Consider the following 14,845-nt stretch of genomic DNA (forward strand, 5'->3'; position numbering starts at 1 on the left):
TCGTCGCCTTCCGGCACGATTAGCATGATCGGATCGGCGGGCGTAATCACTCCGCCGACCGTATGAACTGCGAGTTGTTGAATGGGTGCCTGACTGCGGCGCGACGATATCGATCCGTCGCAGTTCCTGTTCAGCCGCCACCTTGCGCTCACCATACTCCCCGACCTGCGCCTCGCTGGACGAGGACAAGTTCCGCTGGCCGCGGGTGGAGAACGGCGTGATCCGGCTTGCCGCGCCCAACTGATGGCGCTCGTCGAAGGCATGGACTGGCGCGGTTAAGCCGAACGGAGACGGCGTCCGACGTCGGCCGGATAGGCCGTGGCGAAGTGACTCAGGCGCAAAAGGCGGGCCTCTGGCCGTGCAAAATAAGCTTTTGTCGGCGTCATGACGAGAAGCGCTTTGGCCCGTCTCCACGAAATCGTTCCGCTCAAGGCGATATTCGTCCCCATGGCGGCGGAGAAGGCCGAACTGCAATAACTCCGGAGCGAACACTCAAGGCCGAGATCGTCCGGATGGCGACACTCAACGAGCGTGCCCAGGAGAGGCTCGCCGACCTTCAGGGATCGTCAAGCAGCTGGAGCGCGCCGCTTCGGTCGCAGCTCCGAGAAGCTCGAACGTGCCCAGCAGGCCTTCGCCTTCGAATCCAGACCGGGCTCGGCGCGATTGAGTCCGAACTCGAGGCCGCAAGACCGCAAGACCGACAGGCGAGCCGCGACGTGCTGCGCGACCGCGCAAGGCGTTCCCGGTGCATCTGGAGCGGGTCGAGATCGTCATCCGGCTCGACCCATGGGGGAAGAAGCGCTCCCGCAGCCAATCGTCCAGTCCGTCAAACGCCGTCGGCCGCACGGGCTTGCGAACGGAACAGTCCCGCCCTCGCTTAGATGCCGAGGCACGGTGTTGCGCGCGCACCCGAATTCCTTCGCCCGTCGGTTCCCCGCCAACCTCATGCCGCCGCAGCATCGCTGCCACCTCTTCAGGCTGAAGGATCTGCTCTCCCTGCATCGTTCTCGACAATGCAGGAATCGCCCAATCCCAATCGCCATCCATGCCTCCTCTCATAACCGAGGGGTCAGTTTCTCAATTCGGCCGACAACTGAGACGTCCGGTGCTCTTAGGCAGGGCAATCATACGAGATGCCTCCTGCAACATCATTTCCCGCATCCATAGGCTTGCCGGATCATTATTGTGAAGCGCAGGCCATTGGACGGCCTCCGTGAATGCGGCAGGAAGTGGCGGCGGAAGTTCGACAATCCGCAAGGGTGTTAATTTCGCGAAATGCTGCGCCAGCCGCAACGGCATGGTCCCGATGCGGCTGGTGCCTGATAGAAGGGGCGGGATCATGCTAAAGCCGTGTACGACGACCTCGATACGTCTCTCGAAACCGTTCTCGAGCAAATACCATTCCTCGATGGAGGGCTGCCGGGTGTCCCCGAATTTAAGCACAACCTGCCCCATCGACAAGTATCGGTCGAATGTAAGTGGCTCTGACAGCTGCTTGTTCGTGCCGCAGCCTACGCATACGAGCATATCTTCGAACAGGGCTGCGCGAGGATGTTTCGACATGAACACTTCCGGCATAATCAGAAAATCAACGTCGCCGCGCCGGAGAAGCTCCTCGGGGTCGTCGGAAATAGGCAGACATTCGAAGCGGACGGCGGGAGCTTCCCGCGCAGCACGCTTTACGATTTTCTTAAAAAATACGAGTGTGAGGTAATCGGAAAGGATGATGCGGAAGCGACGATCCGATCCGACCGGGTTAAAGGGGTCCCAGGAAATAATCGACAGCTGGATGTGCAGCAATGCCTCCCGGACTGCTGTGGCGAGCCCCTCCGCGCGCGGTGTCAAAATGAGTTCGCGGCCGTTCATCGTAAATAGCTCATCGCTGAAATAGGCGCGTAACCGACCGACGGCGGCGCTCATGGCCGGCTGACTCAGGTTAATACTGCGGGCTGCGGCGGTGACTTTACGCTCCCTGATCAAAGCGTCCAGCACAACGAGCAGATTTAGATCGAGTCCCTTAAAACGCATGCATTGACCTATCCGATGCGTGGATGGGTATCGCCCAAACAATCAATTTCACGAATGGTGAGAGCGTCAACGCATCAGCCGACGACGAAACAGAGCAACCGATAGGAAGAACGGCAAAACCGTGTATATGCAAAGCGCGCCGATATGCAGGCCCATGCTGCCGGCGGGACGGCCAAGCATCGCCGGACGAATGAGGTCAATTGCATGTGCGAGCGGCAACAAGGAGGCGACGTCCTGAAAAGCGCCGGGCAATTGGTTGACCGGAAACATCGCGCCGCAAAGGAACAGCATGGGTGTTATAACAAGCGTATTATAAAATATGAAATATTCATAACTGGGCGCAAGCGCCGTGACGACCATCGCTAGACTCGCGAAGGCGAGGCCACTGAGAGCGATGACTGGCAGCAAGCAGAGGATGGATGGCCACGATGCGTAGCCTAGCGTGGTGGCAACAATAGTGATTGCTGTGCCCGCCATTATGGCCTTGGTGGCTGCCCACGCCAATTCGCCGAGTAAGATATCGCCGAGCGTCAGCTGAGTGCATAGCATTCCTTCCCAGGTGCGCTGGTCGCCCATGCGGCCGAAACTCCCGTAAACCGTTTCAGCGGTCGCCGATGCCATCGCGCTTGTGGCAACCATGCCAGCCGCGAGAAACGCAATGTACGAGGTGCCCTCAACAGGACCTATCATTGTTCCGATTCCAAAGCCGAGACCGAACAGATAGATCATCGGATCGGCGAGGTTGCCGAGCACCGATGCAAGCCCGATTTTCTTCCATCCAAGATAGTTGCGGCGCCAAACCGCGACCCAATTCCACGCATTGGCGGGCATGCCCGCCGCATAACGTTCGCCCATTGTTCAGTCCTCCATCTCGCGCCCGGTTAGCCGCAAAAACACATCCTCGAGATTGGGAGGACGCTGCAGAAGGCGTAGACCCGCGCGCCCGCGTAGCTGCGCCAGCACCTGCTCCGGATCGGGTGCATAGCAAAAAAGCGTCTCACCGCTCACCTCAATGCGCTGTGCGTACGGCCGGATCAGCGCACCCAGTTCATGCGGATTGCCGCCGTAGACCTCGACCACGTCACAGCCGATCTGCTCGTCAATGAGTGCGGACGGGCGGCCTTCGGCGATCTTGCGCCCCTCCTCCATAACGCACAGCCGATCGCACAGCCGCTCGGCCTCTTCCATGAAATGGGTAGTCAAAAGAATAGTCTTGCCCCGCGCCAGCAGCGATCGCAGCCGTTCCCAGATCAGGTGGCGGGCCTGCGGATCGAGGCCGGTGGTCGGCTCGTCCATCACCAGCAAGTGCGGGTCATTGATCAGCGCACGCGCGAGCGTCAGGCGCCGCTTCATGCCGCCGGACAGTTCGGCGACGCGCGCATCCGCTTTGTTCTCGAGGCGGGCGAACTCAAGCAGCGATGGTATGACCGCATCGATCTGGCGTCTGCTCATCCGGAAGTAGCGCCCGAACACCAACAGGTTCTCGCGTACAGTGAACGCGGTATCAAGATTGTCGAACTGCGGGACCACGCCGATGCGCATACGTGCCAAACGCGCGCGCGCCGGCACTGGAACGCCGAGCACAGTAATCTTCCCCGCATCGGGCGATGTCATGCCGAGGACCATACGCGCAATCGTGCTTTTGCCCGCGCCGTTCGGTCCCAAGAGCCCGAAGCATTCCCCCGCCGCAACGCGGAACGACAGTCTGTCGACAACGAGCTTGTCATAAGTTTTGCTTACGTCAGTAAGATCGATCGCTACCATGGACATGGGTTCATTTTACCGAGAGGGACGCCAAGACTGGCGGTTGCTTGGTTGCCTGCCGGACCTGAAACTGTGACTCGTCTTCGCCATCCCAGCCGTCGATAACGAACTGATCGACATCACAAGGATTTAGCCCCTGTTCCGGTAAAGCGGCGACAATTGCGTATAAATTATCGATGGCTTGGTAACGCGGATCGTTGTGCCGCTTTTCCTGGTCAACGCAGAAGACGAGCCGTCCATCCTCGACCAGGGCGATCGCCCCATCATGGGTCAGCTTGATACCAAAGATGCGCATAGTGTCTCCAGGTTAACGGCGATAGATTCGATTCATCAGGAAGCGGAAAGCGGGTTTCGGAAACGGACGAGCAAGCAGTCTTCGTTGACCGACTCGCCCCGACACTCAAGACGCTCTACCTCGATCAACGTTTCGTTCAGCATGGCGATGACCGGCTCAGCACCAGCGGCGTGACCCCAGCGACGGCAATTAGCATCCCTTGCCGATCCGAAGATCAGATGCCCGCCAGGCGCAAGCACCCGCACCAGGTTTTTGACGGCCTCGCGCATCTCGGCTATGTCTTCGAGATAGTAGAGGACCTCCGCCACAACGATCAGGTCAAACAACTCGTCGGTCGAAAACTGTTGAACATCGGAGACTATCCAGTTGATGCGCGACGGCTCGTTTATCCGTTGACGTGCTCGAGCAATCGCTTGCGCCACGACATCGATGACGGTGAGCCCTTGGCAGTAGGGGGCTAGTTTTTCCGTGAATGCGCCGGCAGCGCACCCGACTTCGAGGGCATTTGAAATGGAGCCTTGGGCAAGCGCCAGCTGGAGCATTTGCGTGTGGCGCTTCCGCTCGAACGGATTGCCGTCGAGAAGCCACGGATCGTCTGCGGCCAATTCCCGATCAAGCAACTGATGATTCACGTTCTGGGTCAAACTCGTGCACCTCTCGTCCACTAGGTAATTAGCGATCACTCGTCGCCGCAAATGTTGCCCGACAGCACTAATTCCGAAGAATCCCGCGCAAGATTGAGCTTGCGAAGCGGAGCCGCATGCGGCGAGAATTCTGCCCTGCTGGAACCAGTGATCGGAGTTTGGGTGGGGGCCTGTTTTCCCCCAGTGTTCGATGTAGCGACAGCAGAGCCTCGCGACAGCCAATCGCTATTGCTCAATGTACACAGCGCGTAGGCTTTCAACGGAAGCAAGAGAAAGATGTTGATGAACGTGTGCAGCGAAAAGCCCAGAAATCGAAACTGTCGGGCACGAAATGCTACCACGCTGCATCGGAGCATGGTCATGGACACAATCATCAGTCCTGTCCACCAAGGCACAGAGCCTGTCAGTGCGAAATGTGCGAGGCCCGTTAATACCGATACGGCGAGGAGTAGCGCGCCGAGATTCTGTCCGACCACGTCCAACGTGAGATAGCTATTCAGGCTGGGCAGCAAGCGCAGCCCAAGCAGCGTGTCCCGGAATGTGCTTCGTGCCCAACGGAGTTGTTGGCGCAGATACGGTCCGAGTCTGTTCGGGACGACTGTGGCCGCGATGGCGCTCGGAACGTACTCGGTTCGAAAGCCTGCTTTCAGCATCAGGATAGTAAGATGGCGATCCTCACCGAAGTCGCTTGGCTTGCCCCGAAAAAACTGCGACTCGTACTGGTCCAGTAACAAAAGGAGCGCAGACCGGCGGTACATGGCACATGGGCCGCAACAGCACATAACGGCACCGAAGCGAGCCTGCGCCGCGCGCTCCTCGTTGCAAGCCAGCCAGTACTCCATGTCTATCAGCCTGGTCAGCCAGCTCTCGGTCCGGTTACTGGCCGTCAACTGACCCATGACTGCGCCGACCGCTGAATCTCGCATTTTCGGTACAAGCTTGGCAATGACGTCGGACGCGAGTAGCGTGTCTGAATCAACGTTAAGCACCAGATCCCCTGATGAGCGGCGTATCGCGGCGATCTGCGCCTTGCGCTTTCCAACATTCTCGGGAAGCAAAATGATGTCGAACCTAGGGTCGCGCGCGTAGGCTTCGTGGACAGTTCCTAAGGCTTCGCGATTTCCAGAACCGTCATCAACCACATAGACCCGAAGTCTTCCGGCGTATTCTTGGTCGGCAATGGAAGCCAGGCACTCTGAAAGCGTGCGCGGATCCTCGTTGAAGCAGGGGACGATGACATCCACGCTGGGCAGTTGATCGGAGCCGACGAGAACCTCGAACGCCGATGAGTCGTTTGTCGGCAGAGCATAAAGCCCCTGCATGCTCTTATAAGCAGTCGAGAGCAGCGCATAAAGCGATATGGCCACAGTGCTGGTTGTACCAAGAAGAGTCATGGGATCTCGTTTGTTCAGTGATGTTGAGGAAGTGAGCGGATTACAAATCCGCGCTCACGCAATTCTGGAATCAGCCGGGACAGCGCCGTGACCGTCTGGTCGCGCAGACCGGCGTGAGCGCCCCGGCCCAACTCGCCGGGAGGGCATCCGTCGTGCAAGAGTACGATTGCGCCCGGCCGGACAGAGGCGAGCACTTTATCGATAATCGCGTCGACCCCAGGGCGAGACCAATCTCGAGGGTCGACGGACCAATGGAGGGCCGCCAGCCCGGCGATCTGTGACGCTGTGAAGACTTCTTCACTCCAGGCGCCGTAGGGCGCGCGAACATAGCGCACCGAGGCCTGCGGGCACGCTCTCATGATGGCGTCGTTCGCTTCAAAGACCTCACGTTGCACTTCGCCGAAACCGCATTGGTACAGATCCGGATGAGACATCGTGTGGTTGCCTACCTCGTGCCCTTCTGCGATCATCCGTTGGATTAGATCTGGGTGCTCTAAGGCGTAGGCGCCGATGACGAAGAAAGTCGCCGGCACCCGCTGCTCTGCCAACACATCGAGAATCTCCGGTGTGAAAAGTCGATTGGGACCGTCGTCAAACGTCAGATAAACGCTGCGACGGCCGGTGCCGTCAGAGCACTCACGGCGCACTTCGTACAAGCAATCGGGACGGCTCATAGCTCTGGTCCGTTCCGATCTATCATCGTGCCCGTGGGCCATTCGCTGATCGGCCGTCCAACCGGCAGAACAATGGTGAGTGCGTCATCGATGCGTGTGGGCGGCAGGTCGAGGCGGGCCTCTGGTCGGGTCGAGCGCACGCGAATTCCCGACAAAACGGCCAAAGGCCTGTATCGCCGCCCGAACCTCTCAACATGATTCCGCAGCGCGTCCCGGACCGTTCCGAAAGCGAATGGAACGCCAAGCTCCTGCAGTATTGGAAGCATGACATGGATTGAATGGGCGATTCCGAGACCCTCAAGGTCCGGGCGTACCCCGTACAGGCCCAGCTCAGCCACCAACAGGTCGACCGCGTCAACCTTGATGAAACGGCGCAGTATGCCCATGTGAGCCGCTACACCACTTGAATCATAGGCGATCACGCGGAGTTCAGGCCTGGCTCCGGCCCAGCTTCGACTACCTTCGAACGGTTCTGCGTTGGACGCCCCAGTCGGCCCGTACGTATCACGAAAGAACTCGGCGAGCTCAACGTGATCGGAGAGCTGCAATTCGTTTTCCCAGCACAACTTCCACTGCACCTGATGGCGCATTCAGGACCTCTCTTCATATTAGTTTTTTGCGGCCGCATTACCCGACCAAAGCGGCGCTGTTGGCTGCATTCAGCCGTTGTCGTTGGCGAAGGTGAGCCAGACGCTCTCTCGAAGTTCCGGCCCGTGTCGTCGATTTGAGCTTGACGTCGCTCATTAACGTTCCTCTAATGCATGGCTCGTAAATTCGTAAAATTGATTGTTTGAATGATACGCATCCACGCGTTGGATAGAACATGACATGCGTTTCAAGGGACTCGATCTAAATCTCCTCGTTGTGCTGGACGCTCTGATGAGGGAGCGTAAAGTCACTGCCGCGGCTCGCAGTATCAACCTGAGCCAGCCGGCCATGAGCGCCGCCGTTGCTCGGTTACGCGCCTATTTCAACGATGAGCTATTTACGATGAACGGCCGCGAGCTCATTTTGACACCGCGCGCCGACGGGCTCGCCACAGCAGTCCGGGAGGCATTGCTGCACATCCAGCTATCGATTATTTCCTCCGACGCTTTCAACCCAGCCCAATCGGATCGTCTCTTCCGAATGATGCTTTCCGATTACATCACGCTCGTATTTTTTAAGAAGATCGTAGAGCGTGCTGCGCGGGAAGCACCCGCCGTTCGCTTTGAATGTCTGCCTATTTGCGACGACCCCGAGGAGCTTCTCCGGCGCGGCGACCTTGATTTTCTGATTATGCCGGAAGTGTTCATGTCGAAACATCCTCGCGCAGTCCTGTTCGAAGATATGCTCGTATGCGTAGGCTGCGGCACGAACAAGCAGCTGTCAGAGCCACTTACATTCGAGCGATACTTGTCCATGGGGCATGTCGTGCTCAAATTCAGGCACACCCGGCAGCCCACCATGGAGGAATGGTATTTGCTCGAGCACGGTTTCGAGAGACGTGTCGAGGTCGTCGTACAGGGCTTTAGCCTGATCGCGCCCGTCCTGTCAGGCAGCAACCGCATCGGGACCATGCCCTTACGGCTGGCGCAGCATTTCGCAAAAACAACACCCCTGCGGATTGTCCAACTTCCGCCGCCACTTCCTCCTCCCGCATTCACGGAGGCCGTCCAGTGGCCTGAGCTTCACAATACTGATCCGGCAAGCATGTGGATGCGGGAAATGATGTTGCAGGAGGCATCTAGCCTGGCGCCTTTGCCTGAAATCATTGAGCGTGTCGGGCACGCCGATCCGACCTTGCGGTTGTTGGTACCGACTGCCACCTCGATTTCGCGTGCGAAGTCCCGGAAGATGTTAAGCCCCACTTAAACACCGGGCCTTTGCCCAGCAGAGCGGCGCAGTTGCTTGTCAAGTACGAGGCCCAGGAACGAGCAGAACACACGCCCGGGGTTGCTACTGAATGACTGCCGCCTCCGATTTTGCTTGCGGAGTCCCAGAAGATGCTCAGCCCCACTTAAATGCCAACGTCGCAGGCCTTGCCGCGGCTTTTCACGCGCGGCCAGGCGAGGAGATGGCGCCGATCCAATCTGTGCCAGCCTCGCTCGGCTACTGGCGTTGACGACAGTGCCCTGCACCGAGAAAGTCGGGCACTTGGCAATGAAGCCGGTGGAGCTTGACGCTGCGGACCCAGGCAATTGACCCCGCGCTTCTGCCTGAACGCGTGGCCGATCCGTTCATCTAATCGGCGCTTCATCCTGCCCGGCTGAGGCCCGTGGGTGCGGCCACCCCGCGGGATGGGATCATCATTCAACTCCCCGACTTACGATAGAGTCCATGAGTTTCATATATTTTCCGGCAGATGGATGTCGAACGGGAGAAATGTCTGTCCGGGTGTTTCAGCGGTGCCGGTCTCGATAGCCCGCGTCATCAGCGTTATCAGCTCCTGGCAAAGTCGGCGCATTGGCGTGGCGACCGCCATCGTGACGATATTATCTGCGAGCGCCGCCCGAGACTCCGGCGTGATTTCATTCACGATCGCGACGAGATCGCGACTTTTGCCCTCTTCTCGGAGCGCGGAGATGGCGCCCTCCATGCCGCCGCCGGCGACATAGAAGCCGACGAGCTCGGGCTCTCGCTGCATGAGATCAAGCGTTGCCTCGTAGGTGATCTGCCGTTTCTCGAGGTTCATGACTGGATCCAGCACCTCGAACGTGGGCGCGTTCTCACGGCAATAGGAGCGAAAGCCGACGTCACGGAGCTCGTGCCCCTGGAAACGATGGCTGCCGACAAAAACCGCCACTTTGCCGGGCCGTTTTGCAACCTTGGACACCATCCAAGCGGCCGTGCGCCCCACCTTGCGGTTGTTAAGGCCGATATACCCCTGTCGCACGCCGGCGGCGAAGTCGGAAAGCAGCGAGAAAACCGGAATGCCTTTGGCCTTGAGGTCCTCAACCGCTGCTGTAATTTTCGGGTGGTCCGGTGCCACCATCGCGATCGCATGGCAGCGTGCGCCCAAATCCTTGAGCCGCGCGATCAGGTCGCTCGGCATATGTGACGGGGCGAATTCGACGAGCGGAATGCCGTGGAAGCACTGGGCCAAATTGACCGATGCTTCGACCTCGCGCGCAAAATCTTGGTAGAAATGCTGGGCCGGTTTTCTCAAGATGAAGCCCAGACGGTAGTGCGGTAGGTCTCGCCGCAAGCGCTGCTTGATCAGCCCGGCAGCATGATAGCCGATCGCGTGGGCGGCGTCGTGGACCCGCCGCGCGGTCTCCTCGCGCACCGGATGGCGGGCGTTCAGAACCCGATCGATCGTTGCTACGCTGACTCGGGCTTCGCGGGCGAGATCGGCAATTGTGGGGCGCTTGGTCATAGGTCCTATTCTGATCGGTTTTTGACGCGGGCCGGCTCTCTGTCGCCTAACGCGTTTCGGTTTCGGGTGGCAAAGTGAAAACGTCCCATACGAATGGCCAACAGCGTGTTGGACGAACATCATTCCAGACGTAAACCGGCCGGGTATACTGGAAGGCTCATTCGCTTAAAGGGCGGTGACGGTTTGCACTCACACATTTAGCGCTTCGGCTACATGGTCCGTGAGGAGCCGTTTAGAGGCTGCGGGTCGGTCGTTCAGTTCATGTGACCAGCTAGGCGACTTAACAGGTCGTGGGCCGCCCACCTTATTGGGAGGAGGGTAGCCGGTTTGATGCCTCGGCAAGCTGATGACCGCGGAAGGCGGCTTTCATCTGTGCTCGGTCCAATTCTCCTTCCCAGCGGGCGACGACGAGGGATGCCACTGCGTTGCCGACGCAATTCGTCAGCGCCCGGCATTCGGACATGAAGCGGTCGATGCCGAGTATCAGTGCCATCCCAGCAACGGGAACACTCGGAACTACGGCGAGCGTAGCCGCCAGGGTGATGAAGCCCGCGCCTGTGACACCTGCAGCGCCCTTGGAGGAAAGCATTGCTACGAGCAGCAGCAGCACCTGATCGCCGATGGACAGATCCGTGTTCGTCGCCTGCGCGATGAAGAGGGCCGCCAGCGTCATGTAGATATTCGTGCCGTCCAGATTGAATGAGTATCCGGCCGGGATGACGAGACCCACAACCGAACGCCTGGCGCCCGCCTTCTCCATTTTCTGCATCAGCGAAGGGAGCGCCGCCTCCGAGGAGGACGTTGCGAGGACAAGCAGCAGCTCTTCCTTGATGTAGCGAATGAGAGAACAGATCGAGAAGCCGTTGTAGCGACAGACCGCGCCGAGAACCCCGAACACGAAGAGGAAGGCGGTGAAATAGAACGTCGCGACCAGCATCGCGAGGTGGACCACCGAACCGATGCCATATCTGCCGATGGTGAAAGCCATTGCGCCAAAAGCGCCGATCGGCGCGGCCTTCATCAGAATTCCAACGAGCTTGAAGACAGGCGCGATGAGCGCCTGAAGGAAGCAAACGACAGGCTTGCCCGGCTCGCCGGCCATCGCAAGCGCCATGCCGAACAGAACCGAGAAGAACAGCACCTGCAGGATGTCGCCTTCCGCGAAGGCACCGACGATCGTTGGCGGGATGATGTTCATCAGAAAGCCGGTGACCGACTGCTCGCTGGCTTTTGCGGCATAGGTATTCACGGCCTGGACATCGAGCGAGGCCGGATCAATGTTGAGGCCGGCGCCAGGCTGGACGACATTGGCGACGATGAGGCCGACGATCAGCGCGAGCGTCGAGAAGGTGAGGAAATAGACCATTGCTTTACCGGCGACCCGGCCGACCTTATGAAGATCGTTCATGCCGGCAATGCCGGTGGCAATTGTCAGGAAGATGACAGGCGCGATGATCATCTTGACCAGCTTGATGAAGGCATCACCCAGCGGCTTCAGGCTCTCGCCGGTCTCCGGATAAAAATAGCCAATTGCGACGCCGAGCGCGATGGCGGCAAGCACCTGGGCGTAGAGCTTGGTGTAGAAGGGTTTGCGGGGCGCGGGACTCGCGCCGCGGACTTGTGCAGCTGACACTGGTTCTCTCTCCCTGACCGGATCGAGGTGGCGTGACTTCTCCCTATCGCGGCGCTCCGGTCGAACGCTGCACCAACGCCGCCGCAATACCCATGCCAGATGAATCCGCATGACCTGAACTGACGTGGGCTCGCCAATGATGGAGGAATGCGGTGTCAGACCAGCGGGATAGGCCGCGGTCCGGCACGCCCTTGATGTCTCTGGCAGAGTGCTGCCGGTCGATCCCTCTGGCTAGCGGTTTGCTGCACAGAGCGTGTGGGTTCCTCGTTTTTGCCGGCTTTGGACCGGGCCGCATCGCTGGCGCCAGCGCGTACCAAATAGGGCGCCTGTTCATAAGCCCGTCCAGATGACAGGCTAACTTACCCCTGTTCGGAAGCGCTGTGAGAGGCGAGTTCCTCTCGCCGGAACGCCTGCGCCACATGACGAAATCCGTTGGTCTAGAGGAGGCCGAGGGCTTCGCTTTCCCTGACTAGCCGTGGCACCCATGATGGAATGAATGCGCTGCCACAAGGCGGGAACGACGAGGGTCCAGCACGACCCGTTGATGTTCACTGACAGAGTGCTGCCGGTCGATCCGTCTGGCTCGCGGTTCATCGGTGGCATCAGAGCCGAGAATGGCTGTGCTCTTTGCAGCGCTCCCGCTGCATGAAAGCCACGTCGAGACGTAGAGAATGACGCCGTTGGCGCTGACCACGACGATGCGATCTGGAAATTGGAGCACCGCCTACCAAGCCGTACTCGACGCCAGCTTCGCGCCTTCACACGCGACACCGCCTCCGCATGATCAACTCGAGCAAAATGGCGGTTGCCGCAAACGACCAGTGCCGTTGGCGGTTATTATCACTTCCGCCCCTCCTTCGCGGGCGCTGGTGAATGGCACGGCCCGGCTTTTACACTCGTCGCGGTCAGCCGCTCGGGCACCGCATCGCCGGCGCAAGTATTTCCGTCGTTCAACGGCAAAAACAGAATTGATGAATTCTATCATATGCCGCGAGGTTTCCTTTCACGAATGAAAGAAAGCTCGATTGACTATCCCGCCTCACTCCAGTCTGTTGAAAACAACGTGTGGTTGCCTTGGTGCAAGCCGAGACCATGGCCAAGCTTCGTGGAGGGGAGAGCCAAGCGATGCATCAGGGTTCGATCCGCTTTGCACTCGACCAAACGGCGGCGGCACGAGTTCACGTCGGAGTATTTTCGCGCTTGCTCGCGACGTCGCGGGCGCACATGCCGCCGGCCTACGTTTGATGGCGCGAGATCGAGGATCACATGCACCACAACATTCGCAAATCAGAACAAAATGCCAGCGAGTGCGGCATATCGCTGCCGGATGCGATAAGGGGTTGCCCAACGTCCGAGACGAATCCTGCGAATGGGGCATTGCACGAGCGCGCCCTCACCGGAATCTTCGAACTATCGAAAATACTCACCGGTCCCGCCCGGCTCGAACTCACGTTGGCCAAGGTCGTTGATCTCCTGCACTCGTTAGTGCAGATGCGGCACGGCATCATCACTCTCTGCGATGCCAAGGCCGGACTGGACATCACCGTGGCCAGCGACTGCGACACGAACAGCAATGAGCCCTCCCGGTCGCGCGTGCCGCGCAACGCCATCGATCAGATTGTGACGACGGACACGCCGCTCATCGCCGAGGACATAGCGATGCATCCGGCCTTCACTGCCGCTGACATCGAGGTGCTTGGGGCCTCCGACACCGTGTCCTTCATCGGCGTTCCCATTCGTGTTGATGGGAACGCCGTAGGCGCGCTGACTATGGACAGGGCTTTGGAAAGCAGGTCAAGCTATCGGCTCGATTACGATGTCCGACTGCTCACCATGATTGCCAACATGGTGGGACAGACAGTCAAGTTGCACCGCTTCTGCGCGGGTGACCGCGAGCGACCGCCGGAGTTGGAAGATCGGCTGCAAACGAAATTTTCAGATGTTAAGCACCCTGCACCCCGGCGCAAAAAAGTTCATGTCGAGGGGATGATTGGTGACAGTCCGGCGATAAGCGCGCTGCTGGAGAAGATCGCGATCGTAGCCAAGGCAAAAACCACGGTTCTGTTGCGAGGCGAGTCCGGTACCGGGAAGGAGCTGGCTGCCAAGGCAATTCACGAGTTGTCGCCGCGCGCCAAGCGGCCCTTCGTTAAACTCAATTGTGCAGCGCTCCCAGAGACAGTCCTGGAATCCGAATTGTTCGGTCATGAGAAGGGTGCCTTCACAAGCGCATTCAATTCCCGCAAGGGGCGCTTTGAGCTCGCTGACAAGGGGACGTTGTTTCTGGATGAGATTGGCGAGATCTCGGCCTCGTTCCAGGCAAAGCTACTGCGCGTGCTGCAGGAGCAGGAGTTTGAGCGCGTCGGCAGCAATCAGACCATTAAGGTCGATGTTCGCGTGATTGCCGCCACGAACAGGAACCTGGAAGAGGCGGTTGCAAGGAATGAGTTCCGCGCCGACCTATACTACCGCATCAACGTGGTTCCCTTGCTGGTGCCAGCATTGCGCCAGAGGCGCAGCGATATTCCGCTGCTCGCAGCTGAGTTTCTCAAGAAGTTCAACGACGAGAACGGCTGTACGCTTACCTTCGATCCGTGTGCGATTGAAGTGCTGATGAAATGTGAGTTTCCCGGCAACATTCGCGAGCTTGAAAATTGCGTGCACCGGACAGCGATCCTGGCCGAGGGACTATCAATCGGGAGAAACGACTTTGCCTGCTCCCAAGGCCAATGCTTTGCCGAGGCGCTGTGGAAGTGCAGATCGGGCAAGGCCGCGCTGCAACCAGCGCCGATCCTGCCGGAGTCAGCGAATCCGGCCACGCCGCCGGAGGCGGCCGCCTGTTCGGCCGCGACTACAGTCCCGCGTGCCGGCGCAACACACCCAATTGGCGCGAGGACTCCCGACATAGAGCGCGTCATTGCTGCCATGGAAAGATGTGGCTGGGTGCAGGCAAAGGCAGCGCGCCTCCTTGGACTGACCCCGCGCCAGATTGGCTACGTGCTGAGGAAATACGGCGTCGAGATCAAGCGTATCTGAAACCGAGGAGATGAGCTGAGCT

At 59.1% G+C, this 14,845-nt stretch carries 11 protein-coding genes and 2 pseudogenes; 2 read left to right on the top strand and 11 right to left on the bottom strand.

From position 1 onward, the window contains the following. From NKI73_RS15755 to NKI73_RS15800, 9 genes and pseudogenes are all read right to left on the bottom strand, one after another. Nucleotides 1-174: pseudogene (locus NKI73_RS15755) on the bottom strand (HlyD family type I secretion periplasmic adaptor subunit); the annotation flags it as partial. Nucleotides 175-1,077: 903 nt separating this feature from the next. Further along, nucleotides 1,078-2,028 (bottom strand): LysR family transcriptional regulator, encoded by a 951-nt coding sequence (locus NKI73_RS15765; RefSeq protein WP_023736274.1) that lies wholly within the window; start codon nucleotides 2,026-2,028, stop codon nucleotides 1,078-1,080. 66 nt (nucleotides 2,029-2,094) lie between these two features. Next, the gene (locus NKI73_RS15770) at nucleotides 2,095-2,883 is read right to left on the bottom strand and encodes an ABC transporter permease (protein ID WP_352631193.1); all 789 of its coding nucleotides are present in this window, start codon (nucleotides 2,881-2,883) and stop codon (nucleotides 2,095-2,097) included. A gap of 3 nt (nucleotides 2,884-2,886) precedes the next feature. Beyond that, on the bottom strand, nucleotides 2,887-3,798 hold the full coding sequence (gene nodI, locus NKI73_RS15775; RefSeq protein ID WP_023736276.1) for a nodulation factor ABC transporter ATP-binding protein NodI: 912 nt from the start codon (nucleotides 3,796-3,798) through the stop codon (nucleotides 2,887-2,889). Nucleotides 3,799-3,841: 43 nt separating this feature from the next. Then, a pseudogene (locus tag NKI73_RS15780) lies at nucleotides 3,842-4,087 on the bottom strand (carbamoyltransferase N-terminal domain-containing protein); the annotation flags it as partial. Nucleotides 4,088-4,122: 35 nt separating this feature from the next. Beyond that, complete coding sequence (nodS, locus tag NKI73_RS15785; protein WP_023736278.1) at nucleotides 4,123-4,731, bottom strand: nodulation methyltransferase NodS; 609 nt, start codon at nucleotides 4,729-4,731, stop codon at nucleotides 4,123-4,125. Nucleotides 4,732-4,766: 35 nt separating this feature from the next. Beyond that, nucleotides 4,767-6,125, bottom strand: coding sequence for a chitooligosaccharide synthase NodC (gene nodC, locus NKI73_RS15790; protein ID WP_352631195.1), 1,359 nt, complete (start codon nucleotides 6,123-6,125; stop codon nucleotides 4,767-4,769). Between the two features lie 14 nt (nucleotides 6,126-6,139). Then, nucleotides 6,140-6,799, bottom strand: coding sequence for a chitooligosaccharide deacetylase NodB (gene nodB, locus NKI73_RS15795; RefSeq protein WP_352631197.1), 660 nt, complete (start codon nucleotides 6,797-6,799; stop codon nucleotides 6,140-6,142). Continuing rightward, nucleotides 6,796-7,389: a NodA family N-acyltransferase gene (locus tag NKI73_RS15800; protein WP_023736281.1), complete on the bottom strand. Its 594-nt coding sequence runs from the start codon at nucleotides 7,387-7,389 to the stop codon at nucleotides 6,796-6,798. Before NKI73_RS15800 ends, nodB begins: the two co-directional genes overlap by 4 nt. A gap of 238 nt (nucleotides 7,390-7,627) precedes the next feature. Between NKI73_RS15800 and NKI73_RS15805 the strand changes: the two genes are divergently transcribed. Continuing rightward, the gene (locus tag NKI73_RS15805) at nucleotides 7,628-8,653 is read left to right on the top strand and encodes a LysR family transcriptional regulator (protein ID WP_352631199.1); all 1,026 of its coding nucleotides are present in this window, start codon (nucleotides 7,628-7,630) and stop codon (nucleotides 8,651-8,653) included. A gap of 472 nt (nucleotides 8,654-9,125) precedes the next feature. Here NKI73_RS15805 and NKI73_RS15810 read toward each other — a convergent pair whose 3' ends face one another. Both NKI73_RS15810 and NKI73_RS15815 read right to left on the bottom strand, forming a co-directional pair. Further along, nucleotides 9,126-10,157 carry a LacI family DNA-binding transcriptional regulator gene (locus NKI73_RS15810; protein ID WP_352631201.1) on the bottom strand — a complete coding sequence of 344 codons (1,032 nt, stop codon included), beginning with the start codon at nucleotides 10,155-10,157 and terminating at the stop codon, nucleotides 9,126-9,128. 304 nt (nucleotides 10,158-10,461) lie between these two features. Beyond that, nucleotides 10,462-11,790 (bottom strand): dicarboxylate/amino acid:cation symporter, encoded by a 1,329-nt coding sequence (locus NKI73_RS15815; RefSeq protein WP_352631203.1) that lies wholly within the window; start codon nucleotides 11,788-11,790, stop codon nucleotides 10,462-10,464. 1,266 nt (nucleotides 11,791-13,056) lie between these two features. On the opposite strand from NKI73_RS15815, the gene nifA reads away from it, so the two are divergent. Further along, nucleotides 13,057-14,823 (top strand): nif-specific transcriptional activator NifA, encoded by a 1,767-nt coding sequence (gene nifA, locus NKI73_RS15820; RefSeq protein WP_352631205.1) that lies wholly within the window; start codon nucleotides 13,057-13,059, stop codon nucleotides 14,821-14,823. Nucleotides 14,824-14,845 lie beyond the last annotated feature (22 nt).

Origin of the sequence: Mesorhizobium sp. M0496 (assembly GCF_040321205.1) — a bacterium.
Classification (GTDB): Bacteria; Pseudomonadota; Alphaproteobacteria; order Rhizobiales; family Rhizobiaceae; genus Mesorhizobium.

Bases quoted from the DNA above. Each gene is read 5' to 3' on its own strand.
- NKI73_RS15810 (WP_352631201.1), bottom strand. From the start codon at position 10,157: ATGACCAAGCGCCCCACAATTGCCGATCTCGCCCGCGAAGCCCGAGTC.
- NKI73_RS15800 (WP_023736281.1), bottom strand. From the start codon at position 7,389: ATGCGCCATCAGGTGCAGTGGAAGTTGTGCTGGGAAAACGAATTGCAG.
- NKI73_RS15765 (WP_023736274.1), bottom strand. From the start codon at position 2,028: ATGCGTTTTAAGGGACTCGATCTAAATCTGCTCGTTGTGCTGGACGCT.
- nodB (WP_352631197.1), bottom strand. From the start codon at position 6,799: ATGAGCCGTCCCGATTGCTTGTACGAAGTGCGCCGTGAGTGCTCTGAC.
- NKI73_RS15770 (WP_352631193.1), bottom strand. From the start codon at position 2,883: ATGGGCGAACGTTATGCGGCGGGCATGCCCGCCAATGCGTGGAATTGG.
- nodI (WP_023736276.1), bottom strand. From the start codon at position 3,798: ATGTCCATGGTAGCGATCGATCTTACTGACGTAAGCAAAACTTATGAC.
- nodC (WP_352631195.1), bottom strand. From the start codon at position 6,125: ATGACTCTTCTTGGTACAACCAGCACTGTGGCCATATCGCTTTATGCG.
- NKI73_RS15805 (WP_352631199.1), top strand. From the start codon at position 7,628: ATGCGTTTCAAGGGACTCGATCTAAATCTCCTCGTTGTGCTGGACGCT.
- nifA (WP_352631205.1), top strand. From the start codon at position 13,057: ATGCACCACAACATTCGCAAATCAGAACAAAATGCCAGCGAGTGCGGC.